Below are 26,322 nucleotides of genomic sequence, written 5' to 3'. Positions count from 1 at the left end.
AGCGTTTTAACAGGTTTCTTTACCCATGGCTGGGATTGGGGTGGCTGGAGTGTGGCGTCCAAAAGAAAGAACAAGGGCACCTAGTAACCTGAAGGGAACAGAATCAGACTCCAGAAAGGTGGCCGGCAAGGTGAAGAAGATCGCAATCCGTGGCGCGGTCGTCTTCGTCGTCCTCCTGATCGTGGCGCTCATCACCGACAACGTGATCGCCGCCCGCGCGGAACACAAGATCTCCGAAGCGTTGTACGCCGACTCGAACCTAGCGAACCCGCCGAAGGTGCAGGTTGCGGGATTCCCCTACACGCGCGCTGCGCTCAGCCACGAGATACAGGCCGTCACGGTCACCGCCAGCGACGTTGATGTACCGGGGTTTGGACTAATGAGCGTGCACACCTCCGCGCAATACATCACGGTCTCCGCCGACGACGTATTCAACGGAAAGATCGAAAATGCCCCGGCGCGCAAGGTGTTTACCCGCCTCCAGTTAGACGGAGTGCTGCTCGGCGACCGCATGAACATCGAAGCGCTGCAGATCCAGAACCTGGACGACATCTCGCCTCGCGGCGGATGGGAAACCGAGGCCGTGTTCGAAGGCAAGCCGGAGGGCTTCGCCAAACCCGCAAAGGTCGAAGTGAAGCTGCGGATTGTTGCGGGCACCATGAAGATCACCCCAATCAAGATCCTTTCTGCCCCCGACGGCCTAGACATCAAAGCCAAAGACGTGACGGATGAGGGCAGCATGGACAAGGACATTGTCCGGCGGATCAATGAGGCCTTCAGCCTAAGCATCCCCGGCAAGCAATTGCCGATGCCGGGCGACCCCGAGCGCGTCTATGTTTCCGGCGGCTCGCTGTTCGTCGAAACGGAACAGGTGTACACCAAGATCAGCCTGTCGGATCTGGCCCCGCGTTCCCGCCCCTTGAGTGAAGAGGAACAGCCCAGGCTATAGGCTTAGGGGCATGGCTGAAGAAGAAAACAAGAAGTTCAAGGTCAATGCCAACGACGCAGTGAACCTGGCCGCCGAACAGTCCAAGTCCACCAGCGACAAGAACCTGCCGGAATTCGGCGATATGCCCATCCCCGACGACACAGCCAACCTGCGCAAGGGGCCTAATCTGCACGACGGGTTGCTGGCGCTGCTGCCGCTGATCGGTGTGTGGCGCGGACAGGGACAGGCTGCACCTCCCGGCGAAGAGGAATTCACCTTCGGCCAGCAGGTTGTCTTCGCCCACGATGGCGAGAACCGCATCAGCTACGACTCCCGCACGTGGCGCATGGACGACGACGGAAAGCCGACCGAGATCCCCGACCGCCGCGAGTCTGGCTTCCTGCGCATCAACGATGACGATGAGATCGAAATGATCCTCACACACTCCGATGGGATGGTGGAGATCCTTTACGGCAGCCCGCTGAACGAACGCGCGTGGCAGCTGGAAAGCGCCTCCACCATGGCGACGGCCACCGGCCCGACGAACCTGGGTCCGGGCAAGCGCCTTTACGGCCTGATGCCGAACAACGACCTCGGCTGGGTCGACGAGCGCCTCATTGACGGCGAGATGGTGCCATGGCAGTCCGCGCAGCTGTCCCGCGTGGTCGGTTAAACAGTTAGACGGGTGGCCAACAAGCTGGCTACCCGGTCACGGCCTCCCAGGCCATTTCCTCTACGTCGTCGGCGAGCTCTGGGCGGGGCATCTCCACCCCGTCCAGCTCCGTCACCCGCGCCTGCACGCGCACAGAGGAGACCAGCCACACGCCGGCTGCTGCCTGCAGGTCCTCGACTCTTAAGACGCGCTCCTCCGTGGTCCACCCACGCTGCTCCGCCAGCTTAAATAATGCGGCCTGCGAAGTTCCCTTCAGAATGCCCACGTGGGTCGGCGGGGTGACGAGCTTCTTCTCCCCCGTCGCCGGATCCACCTCCGCAACAACAACCGTCGAGGTCGGACCTTCCAACACGAGCCCCTCGTCGGATAGGAAGATCACGTCGTCCACCCCGCGCTTCTTAGCGCTGCGCAGGGCCGCCATATTCGCAGCATAAGACAACGTCTTCGCGCCAATCAGCGCCCATGGAGAGCGCTCTGACAAGTCGATGCGGAAGCCCCGCTCGGCAGTCATCACCCGCACTCCGTGCGCCCGGTCGTGCAGCACGTGCTCGCTGACCGGTGCCACCGTGACCCAACCCGTCGGCTGACCCGTGGATTCCCGCCCGCGCGAGTAGACCCAGCGCAGTGCGGCCTCCTGACCCGGACCGTTCTTCTCCTCGAAGTCGGCCACGGCAATGTCAGTGGCACGATACCAACGCTCCAGATCCGGCTCCGGCAGATCCAGCATGGCGGAGCTATTCAGAAAGCGTGTGGCGTGACGCTCGCGGTTGCGGACATTTCCGCCACGCAGCATAAACGTCTCGAATACGCCGTCGCCACGCACCGCCGCCAGGTCGTCCGCGTAGATCATCGGAACGCTCACGTCCCGGACCTGCGGCTCTGCCCCTTCGTTGGTTCCCAACACATCGACGACCACGAACTCTGCGTTCCAGTTACCCATAAATGTGATGTTACTGGCAGGCCGCGCGCACTCCGCCCTACGATGGGTGGCGTGTTTGACCTGACTCATAGCCCGATCCTTGACCACGTTCCCAATGCCAGCGCGCTGACTGGCAGCGAGTCCACCGAAGGTTCGGAGGTGCAGGGTGCCCAAGAAGGGAACCAAGCCGAACCCCAGATCGGCGCCACCGCCTGGCACTACGGCAATCCCCTCACCGAACAGTCCCGTATCAACGATGACAAGCCAGGCCTCGTGGACTTTTGGGATCGCGTGGCCATCCGCATTTCCGGCCCGGAGCGCCGCGATTGGCTGAACAACCTGATCTCTCAAAAGGTCAACGCCATCGCCCCCGGCCAGGCCACCTTCGGCCTGATCCTCGACGTCAAGGGGCACATCGAGCATTTCTTTGGCATCCTCGCCACCGACGACGCTCTGATCCTCGACACCCCAGCCACCCACGCCGACGCGCTCGAGGACTACCTCCGCAAGATGGTCTTCTGGTCGCAGGTCACCGTCGAACGCCTGCCGTGGGCACGACTCACCGTCATCGGCACGGGCCTCGTCGCGGATTCCTCGCTGTCTCTTAATGACGCCACGTCTCCCGCCGCGCTACCAGATCATTTGAAAATCGACATTCCAGACGATCTGGACCTGCAATTGTGGCGTTTCGGGACTATCGGGGAGATGCAGACGCTTGATCTGTGGGTATCTAGGGATAGCTTCGTCGATACCTGGGATCTGCTCACAGATGTTGCGACCCCCGCGGGACGTATGGCCTACGACGCCTTCCGAATCCAGGCGCGCCTGCCGATCCTGGGCGTGGATACCGACGAGCGCGCCATCCCCCACGAGGTACCTGCTTTCATCGGCAAGGGAATCAGCGGCGCCACCCAGCTGGACGACGTAGCTGCGGGTCCCACCGAGGCAGCCGTGCACCTCAACAAAGGCTGTTACCGGGGCCAGGAGACGGTCTCCCGAGTCCACAACCTGGGAAAATCCCCGCGCGTTCTGGTGCTGTTGCACCTCGACGGATCCGCCAACCGGCTACCGAAAGTTGGCGCGGACCTCACTGCGGGTGGCCGCGCGATCGGCCGGGTCGGATCCAGCGTGCACGACTGCGACTACGGCCCCGTCGCCCTTGCTTTGGTGAAGCGGAATGTGGTGGAGAAGGTGGCGTCCAAAAATAGCAAAGTTCCCCCGCTTCTAGCCGATGGGATCGACGCATCGATCGACCCCAGTGACCTGGCGGCGGCAGCGGGCGACGACTCGATCCGACCGGGGCGCGCGGCGATCAACCGGCTGCGCGGACGAAACTAGGATCCCAATTGGCTGGTTAACCCCCTAGCTCACACGACAATGGCGCAGGTCACAGGGTGTTTATGTTGCCGCCAGCACCCGCGGGCGCGCAATAGAGTAGTGATCTTTTGGGAAAAACTGATCGCAAACCGCTATGGTGTAGGGCAGGAAGAAACTTAACATGTAAACGAAAAGGGTGGCCGAACTCCCGCGCCACTCGAGGACACCGCAAGGGGGTCAGGCCATGGGTCGCGGCCGTGCCAAGGCAAAGCAAGCCAAGGTTGCTCGTCAGTTGAAGTACAACGCTCCGGAGATGGATCTGGAGAGCCTGCAGAGGGAACTCTCGGGCCAGTCGCAAAACCGGGGTTCCGGTTCCCGCGGCGGCGATAGCTACGACGACTACGAGGATGACTACAGCGAATACGCTGAAGCGTACGACGACTACGACGATGAGTATGCCAACGATTACGAGGATGGCTACTCCGACGACTCTCGGAAATAACTAGCCTATCCTCCGCAAAGCTCCCGCCCCTCCACACCTAGAAGGTGGAGGGGCGGGAGCTTTTTCACATGGGAGCTTTTCATGGGCGAGTTGCCCCAACCCCGGCCCGCACCAGGGCAACCCGCGTAGTTAGCTTTTAGCCCTGCACCGGGGTGCGGTACTCGCCGGAAAGTACCGCGCCGGACTTGCCTTCTTCTGCCGGGCGTACTTCGCCAAGTCGCCATGCGTCGATGTGGCGGGCGGTCAGCATAGCCATGGCACGTTCGGCATCGTCTTCGGCGACGACGGCGACCATGCCCACACCCATGTTGAAGGTCTTTTCCATCTCCTCCTGCGAAACCTGGCCTTCCTCCTGGATCAGTCGGAAGATCGGACCCGGGGTCCAGGAGGAACGCTCCAATTCCGCGACCAGGCCCTCAGGAATCACACGGGCCAGGTTAGCTGCCAGGCCGCCGCCCGTGATGTGGGCGAAGGTATGCACATCGCACTCGCTGGCCAACTTCAGGCAGTCGAGGGCGTAGATGCGGGTGGGCTCCAGCAGCTCCTCCCCCAGGGTGCGACCGAGGGAGTCGATGTGACCGTCCAGCGGCAGCTTCTTGGTATCCAGAAGCACGTGGCGCGCCAGAGAGTAGCCGTTGGAGTGCAGGCCGGACGAGGCCATGGCGATCACCACGTCGCCCGGACGCACACGGTCCGGTCCCAGCAGGTTGGCCTCTTCGACCACGCCGACGGAGGTGGCGGAGACGTCGTACTCATTAGGCTCCATCACGCCCGGGTGCTCGGCGGTCTCGCCACCCAGCAGGGCGCAGCCGGCTTCCTCGCAGCCCGCCGCGATGCCCGAAACGATACTGGCGACGTGCTCGGGGACTACCTTGCCGATGGCGATGTAATCCTGCAGGAACAGTGGCTCGGCACCGCACACAACCAGGTCGTCCACGCACATAGCCACCAAGTCGCGGCCGATCGTGTCGTGCTTGTCCATCGCCTGGGCGACGGCCAGCTTGGTGCCCACGCCGTCGGAGGATGCAGCCAGCAAAGGCTTTTCGTAATTCCCCAGGGCGAACAGTCCGGCAAATCCGCCAAGGCCGCCGCGGACCTCAGGGCGGGTGGCCTTCTTCGCCAGCGGAGCAAAGAGCTCTACCGCACGATCGCCGGCCTCAATATCCACACCTGCGGCGGCGTAGGACGCACCTGCCGCCTGTGCAGGGGTGTTCTCTGGTTGCTCACTCATGGCTTAGTACTCGCTTTCTTAGCCTGTTGCTTCAGCATTGTTTCGACCAGCGCTGAATTCGGGTTGTCGCTCGGCATGCCTAGGGGGAACACGCCATCGAAGCACGCCGCGCACAGCTCGTCGCTGCTTTGTTGTGACGCCTCTATCATCGCCTCGGTCGAGACGAAGGCTAGGGAATCCGCATCGATTTCCTTGCGGATCCCTTCCACCGGGTCTGCGGCGTCAACGTTATTCGCAATGAGCTCGGTGGGCGAGGCAAAGTCGATGCCGTAGAAGCACGGCCACTTCACCGGCGGCGATGCAATGCGGACGTGAACTTCCTTCGCCCCCGCTTCACGCAGCATCTTGATGAGAGCGCGCTGGGTGTTGCCACGCACGATCGAATCGTCGACAACGACCAGGCGCTTGCCCTCGATAACCTCGCGCAGCGGGTTGAGCTTCAAGCGAATGCCCAGCTGACGGATCGTCTGCGAAGGCTGGATAAAGGTGCGCCCCACATAGGCGTTCTTCATCAGCCCCTGGCCGAAGGGGATGCGCGAAGCCTGGGCGTATCCCACCGCCGCCGGGGTGCCGGATTCCGGAACGGGGATGACCAGGTCGCCGTCCGCCGGGGCTTCCTCCGCCAGCTTCCGGCCGATCTGCAGACGCGCGCCATTGACCGAGCGGCCGCGGATCACGGAATCGGGGCGCGCCAGGTAAACGTACTCAAACACGCAGCCCTTGTGGGCGGTCTCGTCGAAGCGGCGGGAGCGCACGCCATCGCCGTCGACGATCACCAGCTCGCCCGGCTCCACATCGCGGACGAAACGCGCACCCACGATGTCCAGCGCCGCGGTTTCAGAAGCCACAACCCAGCCGCCACCTGCCAGCTGGCCGATGGACAGCGGCCGCACGCCCTGCGGGTCGCGCGCCGCATACAGCGTGTCGCCGTCGGTGAACAGTACACAGAATGCACCCTTGACCTTGGGGAACAGCTCCATCGCTGCTTCCTCCACCCCGTGACCTTCGCGCGTGTCGGCAGCCAGCAGGGCACACATCACCAGGGAATCGGAGGGGTTTTCCTTTGGATCCACCAGTCCCAGACGGGCGGCCTCCTGGGTCAGCTCCCGGTGATTCACCAGGTTGCCGTTGTGCCCCAGCGCGACGTCCGTGCCGTCGGGGGCCATGCGGAACATAGGCTGCGCATTTTCCCAGCTATTTCCACCGGCGGTGGTGTAGCGGTTATGCCCCAAGCCGATGTGCCCCTTCAGGGCCTCCAGCGACTGTTCGTCGAAGACCTGGCTGACAAGCCCCAGATCCTTGAACACAACGATCTGGTCGCCATCGCCCACTGCGATACCTGCGGCCTCCTGGCCACGATGCTGCAAGGCATAGAGGCCGTAGTAGGTCAGCTTAGAAACGTCCTCCCCCGGCGCCCATACTCCGAATACGCCGCATTCTTCCCGGGGCTCAGTTTCGCCCCGGTCGTCGAATGGACTCAGCAACGCTTCTGCCTCTGATTGAAATTCTTGGCCGTGAATGTTTGCCACTATCCCGACATTACTAGCCCATGGGCGCTAACCCAAAGGGATGGGGTTTCATCTTCAGATTCGAAACAGCGGAAGGTGCTCCGCGATGCTGGATGCCCGAGTTCCGGAGGTGTCGGCGTCCGAACCAAAAAGATCCTCTTCCCCAACAACCAGGCGCAGCCACGTCAACGGCGAGCACTGCACAACATTGGGAGGGGTACCGCGGCGATGCTCCAGCCCGGCGATGCATTGAATCGCACCGAAAGGAGGGACGCGCACTTCGACGGAATGGCCGGGCACAAGCTCCTCCAGCACCTTCAGAGACAGGCGCACAGCCGCCGCCACATCGGCGCGGGGCGGTCGGGGCTGATCGTCGGGAGAGCGTACCCACGGGGCTACTTTTTCGACGCCATGTCGAGCCTCGGCGGACAATTCCGGGCCGTGTAGGTGCTTCATACAAAAGAATTGTAGTGTTCGATAAAACACCAAGCTAAGGCGCACGTTAGTATTGGTCGTTGGACATGGCCGCGCAGCGCGAGGAACCAAAGGAACAAGAGGAAGGTAGCGACGTGACGGATAGCACGAACAGCACGGACAACACGGCAGAGGCACCACAAGAGCGCAGCCCAAAGGTGACGCTGCGCTTCCTAGCCGCCCCGACAGACGTGCTGATGGCCGGCGCCATGGGCGTGCACGGTGGTCGCGTGCTGGAGTGGATCGATAAGGCAGCCTATGCGTGCGCCGTGGGCTGGGCACAGTCCTACTGCGTGACCGCTTACGTGGGGCACATTCACTTCACCCGTCCGATCCCCTCGGGCCACATGGTGGAGGTGCGCAGCCGTATCGCCTACACCGGTCGTAGCTCCATGCACATCGTCAACGAGGTGCTGTCCGCGGACCCGCGCGAAGGCGTATTCACCCGCGCCTGCGACTGCCTGGTGATCTTCGTGGCGCTGGACGAAAACGGCAAGTCCAAGCAGATCCCCACCTACGTTCCCACCACCGACGAAGAAAAGCGTGTGGAAGACGCTGCGCTGTCCCGCATTCAGCTGCGCAAGGCCATCGAAGAGGAAATGCTGCGCCAGACCTACACCGACAAGTCGACTGCGCCGGAGCTGGTGAACCGCTTCCTGGCCAAGCCGACCGACGTGAACTGGGGCGGCAACGTCCACGGTGGCACGGCAATGGAGTGGATCGACGAAGCCGCCACGGCCTGCACCATGCAGTGGACGGGCGAGCGCACCACCGCGGTCTACGCCGGCGGCATTCGCTTCTACCGTCCCGTGCACATCGGCGACCTCGTGGAAGTGGACGCGCGCCTGGTGCGAACCGACGAACGCTCCATGACGGTGATGGTGCACCTGCGTGCAGGCGATCCGCGCGAGGGCAAGGGCAACCTGCCGGTCGCCATCCACGCCTCTATGACGTATATCGCGATCGACCTGGACGGAAACCCTCTGCAGGCCCGCCAGTACACGCCGGTAACCAACGAGGACAAGCGCCTGGAGGAGCACGCAGCAACGCTGCGCAACCTGCGTAAGGAATTCCTGCCGCGACCGCTGGTGAGCCCCAGCAACCGCGACTTCCGCTTCGTAGAGTAAAGCGCGGCGGCAAAACGCCACAGCACAAGTCAAGGGGCCCGCGACCATTTGGTCGTGGGCCCCTTGATTACTTGTCGCGGCTACCTAGATCACAGAATTGTTGCCGGCCGCGTGGCTAAACAACGCGGGCAGGGTGGACTTCCACGCCGTCTCGGCCTCTTCCAGCGAGATGACGATGTCGAAGTCATCATCATGCTGCTTGGCCGGGTCGAGCTCGATCTCCCCGCCGAACGGCAGCACCGGGTACACGCCGGAGCCGAAACGGATGATCGGCTGACCAGCTGCGTCACTGACACCGGTCAGGCCGATCCACCCGCCGGTCAGGCCGGTCTCGGCCAGGTCGCGCATCAGATCGCCGTAGTCCTCGCTGCGCACGGCCAGCAGGACGCGGGACGCGGTCTCGGAGAACAGGCCAACCGCCGCCTGCTGTGCCAGCGTGCGGCCCTGCGCGACAGCAGATTCGTGCTGGCTGAGCATCGGGTTCACAGCCATTCCCCGACCGGACTGGATTGCCAGCTCCACAACGGCCTGCGACAAGCCGCCCTCGGAAAGGTCGTGGGCGGCGACTATCTTGTCGCGCTGGTCAGTGATGAAGGCGCCCAGGCGCTGTTCCACGGACAGGTCAACCTGCGGGGGCAGGCCGGCCAGCTCGTCGTGAACAACCTGCTGCCAGATGGAACCGCCGAGCTCCTCGCGGGTCTCCGCGCCCACCAGAACCAGGTGGTACTGTTCCTGGCTCTTGTCGCCGCCGGCCTCGGCGCCAGCACCAGCCTGCTTCGGCAGCTGCTGCGGGATGCGGCGAGCACAATCGTCGATGGTGCCCAGCACTGCGATAACCGGGGTCGGCAGGATAGCGGTATCGCCGGTCTGGTTGTAGAACGAAACGTTGCCGCCCGTCACCGGGATGCCCATTTCCTTACAGCCATCGGCCAAGCCATGCACAGCCTCACGGAACTGCCACATCACGCCCGGGTCCTCCGGGGAGCCGAAGTTCAGGCAGTTGGAGACCGCCACGGGGGTCGCACCCGTGACGGAGACATTGCGGTATGCCTCGGCCAGCGCCAACTGTGCGCCGGTGCGCGGGTCCAGGCGGGTGTAACGGCCGGAGGCGTCAGTAGACACGGCGATGCCGCGCCCGGTCTCCTCGTCGATGCGCAGCACGCCTGCGTCCGCATCCTTGGCGGAGACAGTGTTGCCGCGTACGTAGCGGTCGTACTGCTCGGTGATGAACTCGCGGGAGCACAGCGCCGGGGAGGCCGCCAGATCCAGGATCTGGCTACGCACTTCCTGTGCGGTCTCCGGCAAGTCCACACCGCGGGTTTCGTTCAATTGATCCTGCTCGGCCGGGCGCTCGTAGGGGCGCTCGTATACCGGGCCCTCCTCGGCCATGGTGTGCGCGGACGCGTCCACCACAATCTCGCCACGGTGCTCGATGACCAGGTGCTCGCCGTCGGTCACGCAGCCGATGTCGGAGGCCAGGACGTCCCACTTGCGGCAGATCTCCATGAACGCATCCACGTTCTCCGGGGTCACGACGGCGCACATGCGCTCCTGGGACTCGGAAGACAGGATCTCCGCGGCGGTCATGCCCTCGGCGCGCAGGTGAACGTTGTCCAGGTTGATGTGCATGCCGCCGTCACCGGCGGAGGCCAGCTCTGCAGTGGCGCAGGAAAGACCAGCGCCACCGAGATCCTGAATGCCGACGACCACGCCAGCGCGGTACAGGTCCAGGCAGCACTCAATCAGTACCTTCTCCGCGAAGGGGTCGCCCACCTGCACGGCGGGCAGCTTGCGCTCCGCACCCTCCTCGAAGGTGTCGGAGGCCAGCACGGATACGCCACCGATGCCATCCAGGCCCGTGCGGGAGCCGAAAAGAATCACTCGGTTGCCCTTGCCAGAGGCGAAGGCCAACTTCAGATCTTCGGTCTTCAAAGTGCCCACGCACAGTGCATTGACCAGCGGGTTACCCGCGTAGGTGGCGTCAAAAACAGTCTCACCGCCGATGTTCGGCAGCCCCAGAGAGTTGCCGTAACCACCCACACCCGCGACCACGCCGGGCAGCACGCGCTGAGTATCCGGCAGGTCGGCCGGGCCGAAGCGCAGCTGATCCATCACGGCCACCGGGCGCGCGCCCATTGCCATGATGTCGCGGACGATGCCGCCCACGCCGGTGGCTGCGCCTTGGTAGGGCTCCACGTAGGACGGGTGGTTGTGGGATTCGACCTTGAAGGTCACGGCGTGGCCATCGCCGATGTCGATCACGCCGGCGTTCTCGCCGATGCCGGCGAGCATCTTGGACTTCATCTCGTCCGTCGTGGTCTCGCCGAAGTAGCGCAGGTGCGTCTTCGAGGACTTGTACGAACAGTGCTCGGACCACATCACGGAATACATCGCCAGCTCCGCATCGGTTGGGCGACGGCCCAAGAGTTCCTTGATGCGTGCGTACTCGTCGTCCTTCAGGCCCAGCTCGTGGTACGGCTGCTCCAGATCCGGGTTGGCCTTAGCGTCGGCGACCGTGTCGTTGTGAATCATGGGGATCGGGTGCTCCTTGTAAGAAGAAAAATTTAGGAAACGAGCGTGGACAGGACCGACTGGAACAGACCCAGTCCGTCAAGGGACGGGCCCGTCAGCGTTTCCACTGCGTGCTCTGGGTGTGGCATCAGGCCAACTACGCGGCCGTTTTCGCTGCACACACCGGCGATCGAGTTGCGGGATCCGTTGTGGTTCACGGCGTAGCGGAACACCACGCGACCTTCGCCTTCGAGGCGCTCCAGGGTCTCCTCGCTGGCCTGGAAGCGCCCCTCGCCGTGCTTAGACGGCACCAGGATCTTGGATCCCTCGGCGAACTGGTTGGTCCACGCGGTGGAAGTGTTTTCGACCTCTAGGTAAACATCGCGGCACACAAAGTGCAGGCCCTCGTTACGAGTCAGGGCGCCGGGCAGCAGGCCGGCTTCCTGCAGAATCTGGAAGCCATTGCAGATGCCCAGCACGGGGGTGCCCCGCTCCGCGGCAGCCACTACGGACTTCATGGCCGGGGCGATGGAAGCGATGGCGCCGGCCCGCAGGTAGTCGCCGTAGGAAAAACCGCCGGGCACAACCACAGCGTCAACGTTCTTCAGATCTTCGTCAGCGTGCCACAACTCCACCGGCTCCGCCCCCGCCAGGCGCACGGCGCGCACGGCATCGACGTCATCCAAGGTGCCGGGGAAGGTGATTACTCCGATGCGGCTGGTCACTTACTTTGCCTCCACATCCGCGCCGCCTGCCACGGCTTCTGCACCCTCTACGACTACCTCGTAGTCCTCGATCACGGTGTTGGCCAGCAGGTCGGAGGCGATCTTTTCCAGGTCTTCGCGCGAGACACCCTCGCCGACCTCCAGCTCAAAGCGCTTCCCCTGGCGCACGTCCTCTACCCCACTGATACCGATGCGACCCAGCGCACGGACAACGGCCTGACCCTGCGGGTCGAGGATTTCCTTCTTGGGCATGACGTTGACGACTACACGAGCCATGGCTTCTATATTCTCCCAGCTTTGCGGTATTTTTCGGAAGGTATTTACCGCCCCATGGTAACACTGCGAAGTGGCAGGTTTTTAAGCCACAGATACCTGCTGGCGATCGACGTAGTCGCAGTAGTTCGCTGGCTGGTAGCCACTGTCCCGCAGCAGCTCGAGAATGCGCAGCATATCGCCCGCTACGTCGTCCTTATCTGCCTTTGCTGCGCTGATCGACAAGCGGATGTCTTTGCCCTTCGCCGCGCCGCGTCGCACGCTGTTAAGTACGTTACGACGCCACCACTTCACCGAACCAAACCCATCCCCAAAAGCGAGCACGCGCACCTGGTGGCGGTTGTCATTAGTGAGGTCACGGATGGTATAGGCATCCGCCGCCACCTCCAGGCCAACCTTGGCGGCAGCCTCCAGAGCGTCTTCCGACGCCAACCAGCGGGTCGGCGCGAACACCTTCGGTGCCAGTCCCAGCGCGTCTAGCTGGCGGGTGGCTGCGGAGAGGCGCAGCGTAGCCTCGTGCCGGCCGAGCCGGTGGAACTCCCCCTTGCCGTGCGTTCCGCCCAGGGGCCCGAGCCCGCCGAGCAGGAGCTCGTGCCCGCGGGCAGCGGAATCGTGGACCAGCTCCAACGTCGCCCGGTCGTCCTTCAACCGCCAATCCGGTCCCTGAACCGTAAGCACCAGACCCGCGTGGATATCCAACGCCCGGGCTGCATCGCGCATCTTCTCAGCCGCCGTTACCGTGCCCTGGCGCAACCCCGTGATGGTCAACAGCATTCGGGGGGCGCGCTGCGTGCCGGGGGTGGACTGTGCGGGACTCATACCTGAGTACACTGCCCCACGCAGGTGAACGACAGGTAACGCCCGGCCGACTTTTGGCCGACTTCTGGCTGTCTACTTGTTGAAAGCTACGGCAAGGCCCTCCCGGCGAGCCCCGGCCGTGTTACAGCAGCTCAGTGGCGCCCATCTTGTCGAGCTCCCACGCGGTTTCAAAAGCCGCCTGGCGCCACTTCGCGTAGCGGCCGGATACACCGCCGTGCCCGGCCTCCATGTCGATGCGCAGCAGCGTGTTGTCCGTGCCGACCTCGCGCAGCTTGGCCACCCACTTCGCAGGCTCCACGTACAGCACGCGCGTGTCGTTCAGGCTGGTCACTGCCAGAATCGGCGGGTAGTTCAGGTCGGCGGAGACATTCTCATAGGGCGCGTAGCTGGCCATGTAGTCGTAGACCTCCGGGTCGTGGAAGGGGTCGCCCCACTCGTCCCACTCGGTCACGGTCAGCGGTAGCTCCGGCATCAGCATGCTGGTCAGCGGGTCCACGAAGGGAACCACGGCCTCAATGCCCGCGAAGCGATCGCCCGCCATGTTAGCCACCGCCCCCATTAGCATTCCACCGGCGGAGCCGCCCTCGGCCACCATCTGCTCGCGGGTAGTCATGCCTTCGCGCAGCAGGTGGTCGGCCACTGCCACGAAGTCCGTGAACGTGTTGCGTTTTTCCAGCCCCTTGCCGTGGTCGTACCACAGTCGGCCCATCTCGCCGCCGCCGCGGACGTGGGCGATGGCGTACACCACGCCACGGTCCAGCATGGACAGACGGAACAGGGAAAAGCCCGGGTCAATGCAGTTTTCATAGGAACCGTAGCCGTACAGCAGCACCGGGTTTGCCTGCGTGATGTCCACATCGGTGCGGTGAATCAGGGAAACCGGAATCCGCGCCCCGTCCTCGGCTGTCACCCATAGCCGCTGCGAGGTGTACAAAGCAGGGTCGAACTCCCGGCCGTCCGGGTCGGGCAGCACCTGCTGCTCCTTGCGCAGGATCTTCTCCCCCGTCGCCAGGTCGATGTCATAGATCCGCGGCGGGGTGGTGAAGGCACTGTAGGCCACCCGCAGAACCGGGCTGTCCCACTCGCTGTTGCCGACGGCGCCGACTCCGCAAAGCTCCCCGGGGAACTCGATCCGCTCGAACTCGCCGAAGGCCGGGGTGGAAGCGGTTCCGGCCGACGTGTCGGCGTCCCCAAGCTTCATGATGTAACTGGTCTCCAGCGCATTCTCCCGAGCTTCGAGGACAATGTGGTCGCTGAAAACATCCACACCTTCCAGGCGCATGTCGTCGCGGTGCGGTACCAGCGCCTGCACATCGTCCCACGCGGCAATCTGGCCGGTCGGGTGGTAACCCAGCTCGCTGTTCGGACCTGTCTTATTGTGCAGCACCAGCCACAGGTCCTGGCCGCCCACAACAGCGTGATCCACTCCGTACTCCACATTGGCTTCACGCGGGATTACGCAGGTCAGTTCGGCATTCGGATCCTCCAGGTCGAGGTACCACACCTCGCCGGTTACCTTCGAGCCCGTGTGGATCAACAGGTAACGCTCCGAACGGGTCGTCGCCACTCCCGCCCAAAAGCGCTCGTCGTCTTCGCGGTACACCAGCTCGTCTTTATCGACGCCCTCACCTACTGTGTGGCGCCAGACCTCGTGCGGTCGCCACGCTTCATCCACGCGCTGGTAGTACACGGTATCCCTGCCGACCCAGGTGGCGCCGTAGAAGACGTCCTCGATCACGTCCTCCAAGTCCTCCCCCGTGGTGAGGTCGCGGATGCGCAGGGTGAAGCGCTCCGAGCCGGTTTCATCCACCGAGTAAGCCAGCCGCGTGCCGTCCTGGGTCACGCTGGCCGCGCCTAGGCTGAAAAACTCCTTGCCTTCGGCTAAAGCGTTGCAGTCCAGGAAGGTCTCCTCGCCCGGTGCGGGGGTGCCCGGTTCGATGGTCGGCGGGGTCCAGTCGTCCTCGTCGGCGATGGGCAGGCGGCACATCGTGCCGTAGCTCTTGCCCTCCTCGGTGCGGGAGAAGTACCACCAGCCCTCGGAGCGGACGGGCAGGGACATGTCCGTTTCCTGCACGCGTGCCTTAACTTCCTCGAAGAGGCGTTCCTGCAGGGGCTTGAGGTGCTCCGTCTGCTGAAGGGTCCAGGCGTTTTCCGCCTCTAGGTGCTGGCGCACCTCGGAGTTGTCTTTGTCGCGCAGCCACTCGTAGTTATCCACGAACTCGCGACCGTGGAAGGTGCGGGTGTGCGGCACCTTCTTCGCAGTCGGCGGAGCCGCAATCGGGTTGGTGGCTGTCTGGGGCGCGTCGTTATTAGGCATACGCGCCATGCTACTAAGACCTAATGCTTGGGGCAGACAGCCCCTAGACGCACTGGCCGATCCAGTCAGAGAAGCGCTTGCCCGACAGCTTCTCGTAGGCCTCGATGTAGCGCGAGCGGGTGGCCTCCACGACGGAACCCGGCAACGGCGGCGGGGGCGTGCCCTCCGACTTGTCCCAGCCGGACTTCGGGCCGGTCAGCCAGTTGCGCACGTACTGCTTATCGAAGCTGGGCTGCACCTTGCCCTCCTCGTACCCCTCGGCGGGCCAATAGCGGGAGGAATCCGGGGTCAGCACCTCGTCGGCCAGCACTAGGGTGCCGTCTGCATCCAGGCCGAACTCGAACTTGGTATCGGCCAGGATCAGGCCCTTCTCCTCGGCAATGGCAGCGGCCTTCTTATAGATGGCCAGGGTGGCATCCCGCAGCTTGTTGGCGAGTTCCTCCCCCAGTTCCTCGATAACCACGTCGAAGCTCACATTCTCGTCGTGATCGCCCAACTCAGCCTTGGTCGCCGGGGTGAAGATCGGCTCTGGCAGGCGGGAAGCCTCGACCAGCCCCTCGGGTAGTTCCACGCCGCACACACTGCCGGTCTCCTCGTATTCCTTCAAGCCGGAGCCCGTCAAGTAGCCACGGGCCACGCACTCGAAGGGGATCATGTCCAGCTTCTTGCACAGCATGGCGCGGCCGAGGACGTACTCGGGGATCCGTTCATCGTCCAGCGCACCGGCCAGGTGGTTGGGAAAGTCGATCTCGTCAAAGAAAAAGGCGCTCACGGCAGTGAGCACTCGACCCTTGTCTGGGATCTCCGTATCAAGGACGTAGTCATAAGCACTAATCCGGTCACTGACAACCATCAACAGGTTGTCTTCGTCGACCTCGTAGATCTCCCGCACTTTTCCTGCGGAATGATGCTCGTACTCGCACAGTTCTGGACGCATGAGTAGCTAGTGTAGCCCTGTCCCCGGCTTTTGACTATTCATGACGAAAGCCCTGCGAGATTATTGTGTTTGCGCTGCTAAACCGCGGTCGTGACCCACCTCACGACCGCGGTGCTGGGGTACTACAGAATCACTGGGGCACTACAGAATCTCGCCCGGCGCGTAGGCAGCGGCCTCCGCGTGACGGCTGGTGACGCCCTCGATGCGCTCCAGTACCCGGGAAACCTGGGACTCGGCCGCGCCGATGAAGGCGTGACGGTCTGCCAAGGCCTCCTCCAGCTGTGCCTCGTCCAGCGGGAAGCGGTCGTCGCCGGCCAGACGCTGAACCAGATCCTGATCGCCACCGTTCTCGCGCATGTTCAGCGCCACCGCCACGGCGTGCTCCTTGATCAGCTCGTGGGCGGTCTCGCGCCCCACCCCGGCGCGCACGGCCGCCATCAGGATGCGGGTGGTGGCCAGGAACGGCAAGTAGCGCTCCAACTCCCGGTCGATCATCGCCGGGAAAACCCCGAACTCGTCCAGGACGGTCAGGAAGGTCTCACACATGCCGTCGAAGGTGAAGAAGGCGTCCGGAAGAGCCACACGGCGAACCACAGAGCAGAACACGTCGCCCTCGTTCCACTGCGCACCCGCCAGATCCGCGGCCATGGTCAGGTAGCCGCGCAGCAGGATCTGCATGCCGCCGACGCGCTCGCAGGAGCGGGCGTTCATCTTGTGCGGCATGGCGGAGGAACCGACCTGGCCTTCCTTGAAGCCCTCGGTCACGGTCTCGTTGCCCGCCATGAGGCGGATCGTCATCGACAGCGAAGACAACGCGGCACCCACCTGCACCAGGGCACTCAGCGCATCCATATCCAGGCTGCGCGGGTAGACCTGGCCGACGGAGTCGAAAACGCGGGAGAAGCCCAGGTTCTCCGCGATCGTGTTCTCCAGCTCCGCCAGCTTGGACTCGTCGCCGCCGACCAGATCCAGCATGTCCTGGCTGGTGCCCATCGGCCCCTTGATGCCGCGCAGTGGGTAGCGGCCCAGCAGATCCTCGATGCGCTCCAGGCCCACCAGCAGCTCGTCGGCGGCGGAGGCAAAGCGCTTGCCCAACGTCGTGGCCTGGGCGGCAACGTTGTGGGAACGCCCGGCCATCACTAGCGACTGGTTCTCCGCCGCACGGCGACCGATGCGCGCCAGCACGGCAACGGCCTTATCGCGAGCCAGCTGCAGGGAGCTAAAGATCTGCAGCTGCTCCACGTTCTCCGTCAGGTCGCGGGAGGTCATGCCCTTGTGGATGTGCTCCTGACCGGCCAGCGCATTGAATTCCTCGATGCGGGCCTTCACGTCGTGGCGCGTGACCTTTTCGCGCTCGGCGATGGAATCCAGATTGACGTTCTCGATGACCTTTTCGTAGGCCTCGATGGCCTCGGCGGGCACATCCACCCCGAGGGCGGCCTGGGCCTTCATCACAGAGATCCAGAGCTTGCGCTCCATAATGATCTTGTCCTCCGGCGACCAAATGGCGGTCATCTCCGGGGAGGCGTAGCGGTTGGCAAGGACGTTGGAAATATTTTTCTTAGCAGGCACGCCCCCGAGTTTATGCGCAGCGCTGGCTTTTAGGAATCTGCGAACTTATCCAAGTCCTTGATCCGCCCCGCTGCAATCACCAGGTCGCCAGAGCGGATCACGTACCCCGCTGGTGGTGTGGAGAAGTGCCCCTCCGCGGAGCGCACCGCTACGATCGCGATCCCCCGCGGGGTTTCCTCCACCTTCCGCCCGTGCATGTGCAGCGGAGGCGCCAGCTTCGCCATGGCGAAGTCGCGGTCGAACTCAATGTATTCCTGCACGTGACCTGCAATAAGGTGCGCTACGCGCCGTCCCGTATCGCGCTCTGGTCGCACCACGTGGTGCACGCCGATCTGCGTGAGGATCTTAGCGTGCTGCTGGTTGTCGGCCTTTGCCCAGACGTTGGGCACCCCGAGATCCATCACGGCTGAGGCAGTAAGTAGTGACGCCCCCATGTCGGAACCGATACCGATCACAACACGGTGTGCATCCTGTACACCAAGCTGGCGCAGCACGTCCTGGTCCGTGGTTTCCGCGATCACTGCGTGGGTCAGCAGCGGGGCGGCCTTGGCCACCACTGCTTCATCCACGTCGATGCCCAGAACTTCCACTCCGGACTGCACAAGCTCTTCGCCTAGCGCCATGCCGAAACGGCCCAGGCCGATGATGACGACGGGAGGATTGGTGGGGTGGGAAAAGAACTTAGCCAATGAACGGCCTTTCTACTGGGAAGGAATAGAGGCGTCGATTAGTACGGGCGGCCAGCGCCGCCACCACGGTGATGGGGCCAATACGGCCGAGGTACATCAGCACCACCAGCCATATGCGGGCGAAATCGGGCAGCTCCGGGGTGATGCCGGTGGTCAGGCCGACGGTGGCGAACGCGGAGATGGTTTCGAAGGTGATCTGGTGGGAGTGGAACTGCGGCAGCAACAGCTGCAGTGCCATGATAGAACCGCCGACGATGAGGAAAGCCATCATGAACACGGCCATCGCCTGGCGCACAATGCGCCCCGGGATGCGCCTGCCCGCGACCAGCAGCTGTTCATCGCCACGCACCTCCGCGATCAAAACGGCAACGAGCACTGCGGCAGTGGTGACCTTCACGCCACCTGCGGTACCGCCCGAGCCACCGCCGATGAACATCAGGAAGTCCGTCAGCATCAGGGACGACGGCCGCAGGTCCGAAAGATCCACCGAGTTGAACCCCGCGGTGCGCGAGGACACGGAGTGGAAGAACGCCGCCTGGACAGCCGACCATGGCGATAGGTCCCGCAGCGCGTTGGTCCACTCCATCAGGGCGAAGCCGATAGTGCCCACCACCAGCAAGATCGCGGTGCCAACGAGGGTAAAGATCAACGTCAGCGACGGTGGGTGCTTCACCTTCGATCGCCACCTAGCCCGCAGTTCCAGCAGCACGGGGAAGCCCAGGCCGCCGACGATAATGCCGAATGCGATCGGCAGGATGATGCCCGCATCGTTGACGTAGGGCACCAGGTTGTTGGAGCGCAGGCCGAAGCCCGCGTTGTTGAACGCCGAAATGGAGTGGAAGACCCCCTCCCACACGGCGGGCAGGAAACCGTAGCCGTATTCCGCAGCGAAGCGGAAGGTCAGAACGATCGCGATGACCAGCTCGATCGCCAGAGAGAAGCCGATGGTGCCGAAGATGATGGTGCGGATCTCTCCCAGGTCCCTTCCGCGTTGTTCCGCGGCAGCTCGCAGGCGCCCTTTGACGCCCATCTGTCCAGCAAGAACAAAGCTCACCACCGTGGCGAGCGTCATGATGCCAAGGCCTCCGACCTGAATCAGCAGCATGATGACGACCTGCCCGAAATGAGACCAGTAGGTCGCGGTATCCACGACAGTAAGGCCGGTCAGGCACGTGGCCGAGGTAGCGGTGAAAAGGGCGGTAGTAAACTCCGGGCTCTCCGGCCCGCTGCGAGAAAACGGCAACAGCAGAAGCGCTGTACCTGCGAGAATGAGCAGCAGGAAGCTCACGGAAACCAGCTGCGCAGGGCTGAAACCTTGCCTGCCGCTCCGGCGATGTTCGCCTGGATGTGCAATCACAAGACGTTACATTAAACCTATCGCGCCCTAAGCGAAACCCTTACGCAAACTTGACACCCGAGTTTTGGCTCACACTGCTGTGCTGGAAGCTAAATGGAGATGCGCCCCTCAACTGCGGGGAGGGCAATGTCGGAGCGGTAGTGCGAGCCCTCCAGCTCGATTTCCTGCAGGGTCGCATAGGCCTGCTCACGAGCCTCCGCCAGCGTGGCCCCGGAGCCGATGACGTTCAGTACGCGCCCACCGGCGCTGACCAGCTGGCCGTCCTTGTCCGCCACACCCGCGGCCAGGATGCCGCGAGCCTCACTGCCTGGCTCCGCACCGGTGATCGGCTGGCCGGTGACAGGGCTGGCCGGGTAGTTCTCGGCAGCCAGGACGACGGTCAGCGCATAGCCGTCCTCCCATTCCAGCGGCGGCAGCTGATCCAGGGTGCCGGTAGCCACGGCGTTCAGCACCCCACCCAGCGGGGTCTTCAGCAGGCGCAGCACGGCCTGGGTCTCCGGGTCGCCGAAGCGGCAGTTGAACTCCACCACTGCCGGGCCCTCGCTACCCCATGCCAGGCCCGCGTACAGCAGGCCATTGAAAGGCACGCCCTCGGCTACCATCTGCTGAGCCACCGGCTTCACAACGTCCTCGACGATTCGCTGCACTCCGTCTTCTGGCAGCCAGGGCAGCGGGGTGTATGCGCCCATGCCGCCGGTGTTCGGCCCTTCGTCGTTGTCGCCCACTCGCTTGTGATCCTGCGCGGGCAGCAGCGGAACCACCGTCTCCCCATCCACTAGGCAGAAAAGGGAAACCTCGGGGCCGTCTAGGAAGCTTTCCAGCAGCACTGGGTTGCCGCCGGCGTGCACGGCGTGGATGTGCTCCAGAGCTTCCGCACGGTCGGCCGTGACCACCACGCCCTTGCCGCCAGCCAGACCATCGTCTTTGACAACGTAGGTGGGACCGAATTTGTCGAGGGTGGCGTCAATAAAAGAATCGCTAGACCCGACAGGAACAGCGACGGCCTCTGCGGTACGGACCTGCGCTTTGGCCATGATGTCCTTGGCGAAGGCCTTCGAGCCCTCAATCTGGGCCGCTGCTGCAGACGGACCGAACACGGCGAAGCCAGCGGCGCGCAGCTCATCGGCAACGCCCGCGACCAGGGGAATCTCCGGGCCGATCACAACCAGGTCCGCCTGGACCTCCTGGGCCAGTGCCACCGGATCACCATCCGGGTGGAGGGTAGCCACGGCCGCCATGCCGGCGTTGCCCGGGCTGACGTGAACCTGCTCGACGGTCGGATCCTGGGACAGGGAATAGGCCAATGCGTGCTCGCGAGCACCGCTGCCGATAACAAGAATGCGCATGGTTCCCCAGTCTAGCGAAGCCACAGACTGCCACCGGCAGCCTGCATCCCAAGCCCCCACAACAGAAACGTTTAACGCGCTAACATCGGCACCATGGCTACGGTATTCACGAAAATCATCAACGGCGAGATCCCGGGGCGCTTCGTCTACCGCGACGAAAAGGTAGTGGCGTTTCTGACCATCGAACCTGCTGCATACGGCCACACGCTGGTCGTTCCCATCGAGGAAGTCGACCGTTGGACGGACATGGATCCGGCGACGTGGGCTCACTGCAACGAGGTCGCCCAACTGGTCGGCAAGGCAATCGTCGATACTTTTGACGCCCCACGCGCCGGCTACCTGATCGCTGGATTCGAGGTGCCGCACGCTCACATCCATGTATTCCCCGCATCCGATATGTCCGGCTTCAGCCTGCAGAACGTAATGCGTATGGACGAGACCGACCCAGAAAAGATGGACGATTCCGCCGCAAAGATCCGTGCGGCGCTTCTGGAGCAGGGGGTCGATGAGGCGAAGGTTCCCAAGGCCTAAAAGCCCCTCTCGGGTCACCACCTGCAAGCACCTATCCGATCTCAGATCAGTGGACGTTTCTGAACAGTGGACAACGACAAATTAGATCCGATGGAACTTGAGCTGGACGAGCTCGCGGAGGTCGACCCTCCGGCGAGCGCGGCTTTGGAAGAAGAACTAGCAGAAGAACTGTACGACCCCGCCAACGCGGGCGACGTCATCGGTGGCGCGTCCGACTCCCGTGGTTGGCTTAGCCGCTTGGGCAGCGGGATGGCCAGCGGAATCTCCAGCACCGGTCGCTTCCTGTGGGATATACCGTCGCGTGTCAGCCGCCCCCAAATGCCGCAGCTACGCGGGGCAATCCCCGATCCGCCTCTCGGCGCCCGCCAGGTCTCCCCCGGCTACGCCGACGACCTGTGGCAGGCACGCCCCACTATCGATCGGCCGTATCCGGTGATCCTGATCCACGGCACGATCAGCTCAAAGAACGTATGGCAGAACCTGGTGCTGCGTCTGCGCGAGGACGATTTCGTAGTATTCAGCCCCGACTACGGCGTACACGGCACGCAGGACATCCCGACTTCGGCCCAGGATATCGGCGCTTATATCGAGCAAGTGCTGGCCGCGACTGGCGCGGAGGCCGTGGACATCGTCGGTCACTCCCAGGGCGGGTTGCTGGCGCGCTATTGGATCAATGAACTCGGCGGCGAGGATTACGTCCATCACCTCATCACCCTGGGAACCCCGCACCAGGGCACCACGCTGCTGGGCATGCTCGGCAGCATGCTCACCACGGATATGAGCCAGCGGGTGGCTGCCGCCACGATCCGCCGAGTGTTCGGCGCGGCCGGTATGCAGCAGGTGATCGGCTCGCCACTTCTGGAAACCCTGGCAGCCTCCCCCGAAACCCGTAACCACATCCGCTACACCTGCTACGCAACCCGCAATGATGCGACGGTGGTGCCCCATGAAAACGCTTTCCTCGGTGACCGCAAGCCGTTGATTCCCGGCGACGACGAGGGGGAACGCCTTGCCGACAGCACTTCGGACGGCGACTCGGGCGAGGCGATCGTCACCAATTACTTCCTACAGGACCTTGGCGTATCCAAGTGCAAGCACGAGGAGTTGCCGACGAACCCCGACGTCCAGGACATAGTCCACCTAGCGCTGTTGGATGGGCTGGAAGAGCACGATACAGAGGTCTAGCACGTCAGCGTGAGGGTCTCACCACGCAGGTTCCGAGCTATTCCGTTTCGGATGCCTCCGGCAGTTCGATCCGGAAACGCGTCCCCTCCCCTTCCACGCTGTGCACTGTGATGGAACCCCCGTGGGCTTCCACCAGCCCCTTCACAATCGATAGCCCCAGCCCGGAGCCGCCGGACATGCGCGAACGCGAGACATCCGGGCGGTAGAACCTCTCAAACAGGTGCGGCAGGTCCTTGGCCGGGATCCCTTGGCCGTTGTCCTCCACGTCCACGATCACTCGGTCGTCGGTCTTGTCTAGGCGCAGGGTCACCTCAGCGTCATCGCCGGCGTGTCGCAGAGCATTGGTCAGCAGATTGCTAAAGACCTGGTGCAGGCGGTTCACGTCACCCACGACGATCGGCACCTCACCGGTTTCGTTCACGACCTGCACCGTGCGATTCGGGAACCCGGCGCGCGCCGACTCTGCCGATTCCAGCACCAGCTCCAGCATGTCGACACGCTTCTTCGCCAGCGGGCGCCCCTCGTCCATGCGGACCAGGGCTAGGAGGTCCTCGACCAGCAGACTCATGCGACCGGCCTCTTCAGAAATGCGGTCGATGACCATGGGGGCATCATCAGTAGCACCCGATTGGTACAGCTCCGCATAGCCGCGCACAGAGGTCAACGGCGTGCGCAGCTCGTGCGAGGCATCCCCGATGAAGCGGCGCATTGACGCTTCCGACCTGCGCGCTTGCCTCTCCGAGGCACCGATAGCGACGAAGGCCGATTGGATCTGCGCCAGCATCTTGTTGAGCGCCAACGACAGTCGACCGACCTCGGTGTTGGGCCGCCAGTTCGGCACGCGCTGCCCGAGGTCGCCGTTCGAAATTTTGGACGCCGTCAGCTCCACCTCATTCAACGGACGCAACGCACGACGAACCAGATACATCGATGCCAGAATGACGAGCCCGACGACCGTCAGGCCAATAATGACTTGGAGGAGGACAAGGCGCGAAATGATGTGCTCTTCTTCCTCCAAAGGCAACGCAACGATGGTGATCGTGCCGTCGTCATTGCGGAAGCTGGTGGCCCGCCAGCTAATGTTCGCACCCGAGCCTTCCCGAGAGCCGACGGTGACGGGCAAGGTCGGCTTGCCCAAGCCGCGGATCTCCGGGCGGGCAGTCATGGGCGAGTTGAAGTACTCGTAGGAGATCTGCTCGTCGACCACCAGAACATAGAAGTCGCTTGGTGGGCGCGTGACACCGGTGACAGGGTTCGGTGGCTGCTGCTTACCTAGCACTTCTAGGCCGCTTAGCCCAAGAGTGTCGGAAGAACCACTCAAACCTTCGGAACCGGAATCATCGCCATCGTTCTGAGTGCCATCGACCAAGCCCGAGCGGTGGGCCCAGCCATTGGTTGCCTCATCCAGTTGTTCGTCCACGCGCTGGATCAGGAAGCGCTGCAGAGTGGTGGTGACGGATACGCCAGATACGGATAATCCCATGGCCACCAGCACCGCAATGACCACGACCAGGGAAACCCGCAGCGGATAGTGGGAAAGAAAGTGCCCCGGATGGCTCGTTGTGACGGCGACTGCGGATCCGTGGGCATCATTCGATTTCACCGGCGGTTCGGGCTGTTCGAGCTGTTCGAGCTCGCGCTGTGCTGACACAGACTGCGGGCTCTGATTAGGCGACGACGGTAACGAGGTGGAAGGAAACATAGACGGAAATGCGGCTCACGCGAGGTTAAACGCGGGGCTTGCGCAGTACATACCCCACACCGCGAACGGTCTGGATTAGATGAGGCTCTTCCTTGTCGATCTTGCGGCGCAGGTAGGAGACGTAGGATTCAACGACGTTGCCGTCGCCACCGAAGTCGTAGTTCCACACGTGGTCCAGAATCTTGGACTTGCTCAACACGACCTCTGCGTTGACCAGCAAATAGCGGAGCAGCTTGAACTCAGTGGGCGATAGTTCGACAACTTCACCGGCTTTGGTGACTTCGTGCATGTCGTCGTCGAGGGTGATGTCTTCATAGGTAATCAGGCTGGATTCCTGCTCTTCTTCCGGGGTAACGCGGCGCAGGATTACCCGCAGGCGGGTAATAACTTCCTCCAGGCTAAAGGGCTTCGTCACATAATCATCGGCACCGATGGTCAGTCCGTGAATGCGATCCTCCACGCCGTCCTTGGCGGTCAGGAAGAGAACTGGCGCCTCGTGCCCAGCGGCGCGGAGCTTATTTAGCAGGGTGAAGCCGTCCATGCTGGGCATCATGACGTCCAGGATGAAAGCATCCGGCTTGTAGGTATCTGCCAGAGCCAGCGCGTCCTGGCCGTTGTCTGCCGTTTCAACGTCGAAACCTTGGAACTTCAGGCTGACTTTAAGGAGGTCTGAGATATTGGCCTCGTCATCAACAACGAGTACCTTCACCGGTTGGGCATTTGGCATGGTCATGCACCTCATTGTGCTGCATAGTGTTGGCGTCTATCTGCATGATAGCTGGGTGTTAGCTGTGAACCCCCTCGAGGATTGCCGCTACCGCAACAAGCCCTCAACAGGAATCCAACGTGTCAGTGTGCAATGCGACATGCGAATTAAATCGTGACTCAGTGCACCATTTTTGCTTTACACCCATTAAGCTGTGCGTATGACGAACTCTAATTCTCACTCTCGCTCTCTTCGCCGTCGCTTCGTCGCGCTCGGCGCTGCAACCATGATGGCCGCTTCCCTGGGCACCGGCGCTGCCTCCGCTGCCCCGCTCGGCTCCTCCCAGCAGGACATCAACAGGGTCGTACTGGGCGCACACGACAACATTCACAACGGAACCCGCGGCCTGCCTGAGCCCATCCGTGGCTCCATCAACCGCGCAGCGGATGACGCTACCAACTTCCTGGCTCCCGGCGCTCTGGCAGCCCGCGAGCGCGCAAACAAGCCCGCTCCCCGTCCAGCTCCGCCGAAGAAGCGCCCCGCACCGGCTCCTCGCAACAACCCCTGCCCAGCTAACGCCCGCGGTTGCGTGAGCCTGCGCGACCAGACCGCTTGGCTGCAGCGCGGCGGCAAGACCAGCTACGGCCCGGTGAAGGTCTCCACCGGTAAGCGTGGCTACGAGACCCCGAAGGGCTGGCACGTCATCACCCGCAAGGTGAAGAACGAGGTCTCCCGTACCTACGGCAACGCTCCGATGCCGTACTCCGTGTACTTCACCAACAACGGTCACGCCTTCCACCAGGGTTCCCCCTACGTGATGTCCCACGGCTGCATCCACCTGGCAGCCCCGCACGCTCAGAACTTCTTCAACGCGCTGAACGTCGGCGACCGGATCTACATCTACTAGTGTTCACTTTCTAGGTTCACTTTCTGGGTCTCACTTGTGATGTCTAGCGACATTTTGGACACGGAG

At 63.1% G+C, this 26,322-nt stretch carries 24 protein-coding genes; 8 read left to right on the top strand and 16 right to left on the bottom strand.

All coding sequences use genetic code 11. The features are described 5' to 3' along the window. The first annotated feature begins 130 nt into the window (after positions 1–130). Positions 131–949, top strand: a complete 819-nt coding sequence (locus HMPREF2678_RS00135; protein ID WP_034975951.1) for an LmeA family phospholipid-binding protein — start codon at positions 131–133, stop codon at positions 947–949. Between the two features lie 10 nt (positions 950–959). Beyond that, positions 960–1,601: a heme-binding beta-barrel domain-containing protein gene (locus HMPREF2678_RS00130; protein ID WP_011273076.1), complete on the top strand. Its 642-nt coding sequence runs from the start codon at positions 960–962 to the stop codon at positions 1,599–1,601. Between the two features lie 28 nt (positions 1,602–1,629). Here HMPREF2678_RS00130 and HMPREF2678_RS00125 read toward each other — a convergent pair whose 3' ends face one another. Next, on the bottom strand, positions 1,630–2,541 hold the full coding sequence (locus tag HMPREF2678_RS00125; protein WP_034975932.1) for an aminodeoxychorismate lyase: 912 nt from the start codon (positions 2,539–2,541) through the stop codon (positions 1,630–1,632). A gap of 42 nt (positions 2,542–2,583) precedes the next feature. Here HMPREF2678_RS00125 and HMPREF2678_RS00120 point away from each other — a divergent pair, with 42 nt between their 5' ends. Together HMPREF2678_RS00120 and HMPREF2678_RS00115 are read left to right on the top strand one after the other, a co-directional pair. Further along, positions 2,584–3,858: a CAF17-like 4Fe-4S cluster assembly/insertion protein YgfZ gene (locus tag HMPREF2678_RS00120; RefSeq protein WP_070550470.1), complete on the top strand. Its 1,275-nt coding sequence runs from the start codon at positions 2,584–2,586 to the stop codon at positions 3,856–3,858. A gap of 223 nt (positions 3,859–4,081) precedes the next feature. Further along, positions 4,082–4,339 (top strand): DUF3073 domain-containing protein, encoded by a 258-nt coding sequence (locus HMPREF2678_RS00115; RefSeq protein WP_034980907.1) that lies wholly within the window; start codon positions 4,082–4,084, stop codon positions 4,337–4,339. A gap of 136 nt (positions 4,340–4,475) precedes the next feature. On the opposite strand, the gene purM is transcribed toward HMPREF2678_RS00115, so the two are convergent. The 3 genes from purM to HMPREF2678_RS09915 all read right to left on the bottom strand — a co-directional run bounded on the left by purM (position 4,476) and on the right by HMPREF2678_RS09915 (position 7,534). Continuing rightward, positions 4,476–5,570, bottom strand: a complete 1,095-nt coding sequence (gene purM, locus HMPREF2678_RS00110; protein WP_034980905.1) for a phosphoribosylformylglycinamidine cyclo-ligase — start codon at positions 5,568–5,570, stop codon at positions 4,476–4,478. Next, complete coding sequence (purF, locus tag HMPREF2678_RS00105; protein WP_141746988.1) at positions 5,567–7,054, bottom strand: amidophosphoribosyltransferase; 1,488 nt, start codon at positions 7,052–7,054, stop codon at positions 5,567–5,569. Before purF ends, purM begins: the two co-directional genes overlap by 4 nt. A gap of 99 nt (positions 7,055–7,153) precedes the next feature. Next, on the bottom strand, positions 7,154–7,534 hold the full coding sequence (locus tag HMPREF2678_RS09915; RefSeq protein ID WP_080716644.1) for a sterol carrier family protein: 381 nt from the start codon (positions 7,532–7,534) through the stop codon (positions 7,154–7,156). A gap of 65 nt (positions 7,535–7,599) precedes the next feature. Here HMPREF2678_RS09915 and HMPREF2678_RS00095 point away from each other — a divergent pair, with 65 nt between their 5' ends. Beyond that, on the top strand, positions 7,600–8,679 hold the full coding sequence (locus HMPREF2678_RS00095; RefSeq protein ID WP_080561488.1) for an acyl-CoA thioesterase: 1,080 nt from the start codon (positions 7,600–7,602) through the stop codon (positions 8,677–8,679). 84 nt (positions 8,680–8,763) lie between these two features. On the opposite strand, the gene purL is transcribed toward HMPREF2678_RS00095, so the two are convergent. The 10 genes from purL to purD form a co-directional block, all read right to left on the bottom strand. Next, entirely contained in the window at positions 8,764–11,211 is a 2,448-nt protein-coding gene (purL, locus tag HMPREF2678_RS00090) for a phosphoribosylformylglycinamidine synthase subunit PurL (protein WP_070550469.1), read from the bottom strand. 32 nt (positions 11,212–11,243) lie between these two features. Continuing rightward, positions 11,244–11,915, bottom strand: a complete 672-nt coding sequence (purQ, locus tag HMPREF2678_RS00085) for a phosphoribosylformylglycinamidine synthase subunit PurQ (protein ID WP_005296661.1) — start codon at positions 11,913–11,915, stop codon at positions 11,244–11,246. Continuing rightward, entirely contained in the window at positions 11,916–12,191 is a 276-nt protein-coding gene (gene purS, locus HMPREF2678_RS00080; protein WP_005296664.1) for a phosphoribosylformylglycinamidine synthase subunit PurS, read from the bottom strand. It lies immediately after the preceding gene. Positions 12,192–12,272: 81 nt separating this feature from the next. After that, the gene (locus tag HMPREF2678_RS00075) at positions 12,273–13,007 is read right to left on the bottom strand and encodes a DUF2334 domain-containing protein (RefSeq protein ID WP_034966376.1); all 735 of its coding nucleotides are present in this window, start codon (positions 13,005–13,007) and stop codon (positions 12,273–12,275) included. 121 nt (positions 13,008–13,128) lie between these two features. Beyond that, positions 13,129–15,333 carry a S9 family peptidase gene (locus HMPREF2678_RS00070; protein ID WP_070550468.1) on the bottom strand — a complete coding sequence of 735 codons (2,205 nt, stop codon included), beginning with the start codon at positions 15,331–15,333 and terminating at the stop codon, positions 13,129–13,131. 34 nt (positions 15,334–15,367) lie between these two features. Continuing rightward, positions 15,368–16,261: a phosphoribosylaminoimidazolesuccinocarboxamide synthase gene (locus tag HMPREF2678_RS00065; protein ID WP_070550467.1), complete on the bottom strand. Its 894-nt coding sequence runs from the start codon at positions 16,259–16,261 to the stop codon at positions 15,368–15,370. 141 nt (positions 16,262–16,402) lie between these two features. After that, positions 16,403–17,833 carry an adenylosuccinate lyase gene (gene purB / locus HMPREF2678_RS00060; protein WP_034966388.1) on the bottom strand — a complete coding sequence of 477 codons (1,431 nt, stop codon included), beginning with the start codon at positions 17,831–17,833 and terminating at the stop codon, positions 16,403–16,405. 29 nt (positions 17,834–17,862) lie between these two features. Continuing rightward, a complete protein-coding gene (locus tag HMPREF2678_RS00055; RefSeq protein WP_035001798.1) occupies positions 17,863–18,522 on the bottom strand; it encodes a potassium channel family protein in 660 nt (219 codons plus the stop codon). Next, a complete protein-coding gene (locus HMPREF2678_RS00050) occupies positions 18,515–19,879 on the bottom strand; it encodes a TrkH family potassium uptake protein (RefSeq protein WP_051891475.1) in 1,365 nt (454 codons plus the stop codon). The genes HMPREF2678_RS00055 and HMPREF2678_RS00050 overlap by 8 nt, the downstream gene beginning before the upstream one ends. Before the next feature lie 89 nt (positions 19,880–19,968). Further along, positions 19,969–21,225, bottom strand: coding sequence for a phosphoribosylamine--glycine ligase (purD, locus tag HMPREF2678_RS00045; RefSeq protein WP_070550466.1), 1,257 nt, complete (start codon positions 21,223–21,225; stop codon positions 19,969–19,971). A 93-nt stretch (positions 21,226–21,318) separates the two neighbouring features. Between purD and HMPREF2678_RS00040 the strand changes: the two genes are divergently transcribed. Next, a complete protein-coding gene (locus HMPREF2678_RS00040; protein ID WP_070550465.1) occupies positions 21,319–21,756 on the top strand; it encodes an HIT family protein in 438 nt (145 codons plus the stop codon). A 90-nt stretch (positions 21,757–21,846) separates the two neighbouring features. Beyond that, positions 21,847–22,941 carry an esterase/lipase family protein gene (locus tag HMPREF2678_RS00035; RefSeq protein ID WP_070550464.1) on the top strand — a complete coding sequence of 365 codons (1,095 nt, stop codon included), beginning with the start codon at positions 21,847–21,849 and terminating at the stop codon, positions 22,939–22,941. 37 nt (positions 22,942–22,978) lie between these two features. Here HMPREF2678_RS00035 and HMPREF2678_RS00030 read toward each other — a convergent pair whose 3' ends face one another. After that, positions 22,979–24,592 carry a sensor histidine kinase gene (locus HMPREF2678_RS00030; RefSeq protein WP_371325824.1) on the bottom strand — a complete coding sequence of 538 codons (1,614 nt, stop codon included), beginning with the start codon at positions 24,590–24,592 and terminating at the stop codon, positions 22,979–22,981. A 76-nt stretch (positions 24,593–24,668) separates the two neighbouring features. Then, on the bottom strand, positions 24,669–25,376 hold the full coding sequence (locus HMPREF2678_RS00025) for a response regulator transcription factor (RefSeq protein WP_034966402.1): 708 nt from the start codon (positions 25,374–25,376) through the stop codon (positions 24,669–24,671). Positions 25,377–25,569: 193 nt separating this feature from the next. On the opposite strand from HMPREF2678_RS00025, the gene HMPREF2678_RS00020 reads away from it, so the two are divergent. Further along, a complete protein-coding gene (locus HMPREF2678_RS00020; RefSeq protein WP_034980885.1) occupies positions 25,570–26,256 on the top strand; it encodes a L,D-transpeptidase in 687 nt (228 codons plus the stop codon). The last annotated feature ends 66 nt before the right edge of the window (positions 26,257–26,322 follow it).

It is taken from the genome of Corynebacterium sp. HMSC058E07, from assembly GCF_001809885.1.
GTDB lineage: Bacteria > Actinomycetota > Actinomycetes > Mycobacteriales > Mycobacteriaceae > Corynebacterium > Corynebacterium macclintockiae.
The sequence above is the reverse complement of the archived record's forward strand: the minus strand, read 5'-3'. Positions and strand labels throughout refer to the sequence as shown.

What these genes read in the sequence shown, in the direction of transcription:
- HMPREF2678_RS00130 (WP_011273076.1), top strand. Translation starts at nt 960, where the DNA reads ATGGCTGAAGAAGAAAACAAGAAGTTCAAGGTCAATGCCAACGACGCA.
- HMPREF2678_RS00125 (WP_034975932.1), bottom strand. Translation starts at nt 2,541, where the DNA reads ATGGGTAACTGGAACGCAGAGTTCGTGGTCGTCGATGTGTTGGGAACC.
- HMPREF2678_RS00120 (WP_070550470.1), top strand. Translation starts at nt 2,584, where the DNA reads ATGGGTGGCGTGTTTGACCTGACTCATAGCCCGATCCTTGACCACGTT.
- HMPREF2678_RS00115 (WP_034980907.1), top strand. Translation starts at nt 4,082, where the DNA reads ATGGGTCGCGGCCGTGCCAAGGCAAAGCAAGCCAAGGTTGCTCGTCAG.
- purM (WP_034980905.1), bottom strand. Translation starts at nt 5,570, where the DNA reads ATGAGTGAGCAACCAGAGAACACCCCTGCACAGGCGGCAGGTGCGTCC.
- HMPREF2678_RS09915 (WP_080716644.1), bottom strand. Translation starts at nt 7,534, where the DNA reads ATGAAGCACCTACACGGCCCGGAATTGTCCGCCGAGGCTCGACATGGC.
- HMPREF2678_RS00095 (WP_080561488.1), top strand. Translation starts at nt 7,600, where the DNA reads ATGGCCGCGCAGCGCGAGGAACCAAAGGAACAAGAGGAAGGTAGCGAC.
- purL (WP_070550469.1), bottom strand. Translation starts at nt 11,211, where the DNA reads ATGATTCACAACGACACGGTCGCCGACGCTAAGGCCAACCCGGATCTG.
- purS (WP_005296664.1), bottom strand. Translation starts at nt 12,191, where the DNA reads ATGGCTCGTGTAGTCGTCAACGTCATGCCCAAGAAGGAAATCCTCGAC.
- HMPREF2678_RS00075 (WP_034966376.1), bottom strand. Translation starts at nt 13,007, where the DNA reads ATGAGTCCCGCACAGTCCACCCCCGGCACGCAGCGCGCCCCCCGAATG.
- HMPREF2678_RS00070 (WP_070550468.1), bottom strand. Translation starts at nt 15,333, where the DNA reads ATGGCGCGTATGCCTAATAACGACGCGCCCCAGACAGCCACCAACCCG.
- HMPREF2678_RS00065 (WP_070550467.1), bottom strand. Translation starts at nt 16,261, where the DNA reads ATGCGTCCAGAACTGTGCGAGTACGAGCATCATTCCGCAGGAAAAGTG.
- purD (WP_070550466.1), bottom strand. Translation starts at nt 21,225, where the DNA reads ATGCGCATTCTTGTTATCGGCAGCGGTGCTCGCGAGCACGCATTGGCC.
- HMPREF2678_RS00040 (WP_070550465.1), top strand. Translation starts at nt 21,319, where the DNA reads ATGGCTACGGTATTCACGAAAATCATCAACGGCGAGATCCCGGGGCGC.
- HMPREF2678_RS00035 (WP_070550464.1), top strand. Translation starts at nt 21,847, where the DNA reads ATGGAACTTGAGCTGGACGAGCTCGCGGAGGTCGACCCTCCGGCGAGC.
- HMPREF2678_RS00025 (WP_034966402.1), bottom strand. Translation starts at nt 25,376, where the DNA reads ATGACCATGCCAAATGCCCAACCGGTGAAGGTACTCGTTGTTGATGAC.
- HMPREF2678_RS00020 (WP_034980885.1), top strand. Translation starts at nt 25,570, where the DNA reads ATGACGAACTCTAATTCTCACTCTCGCTCTCTTCGCCGTCGCTTCGTC.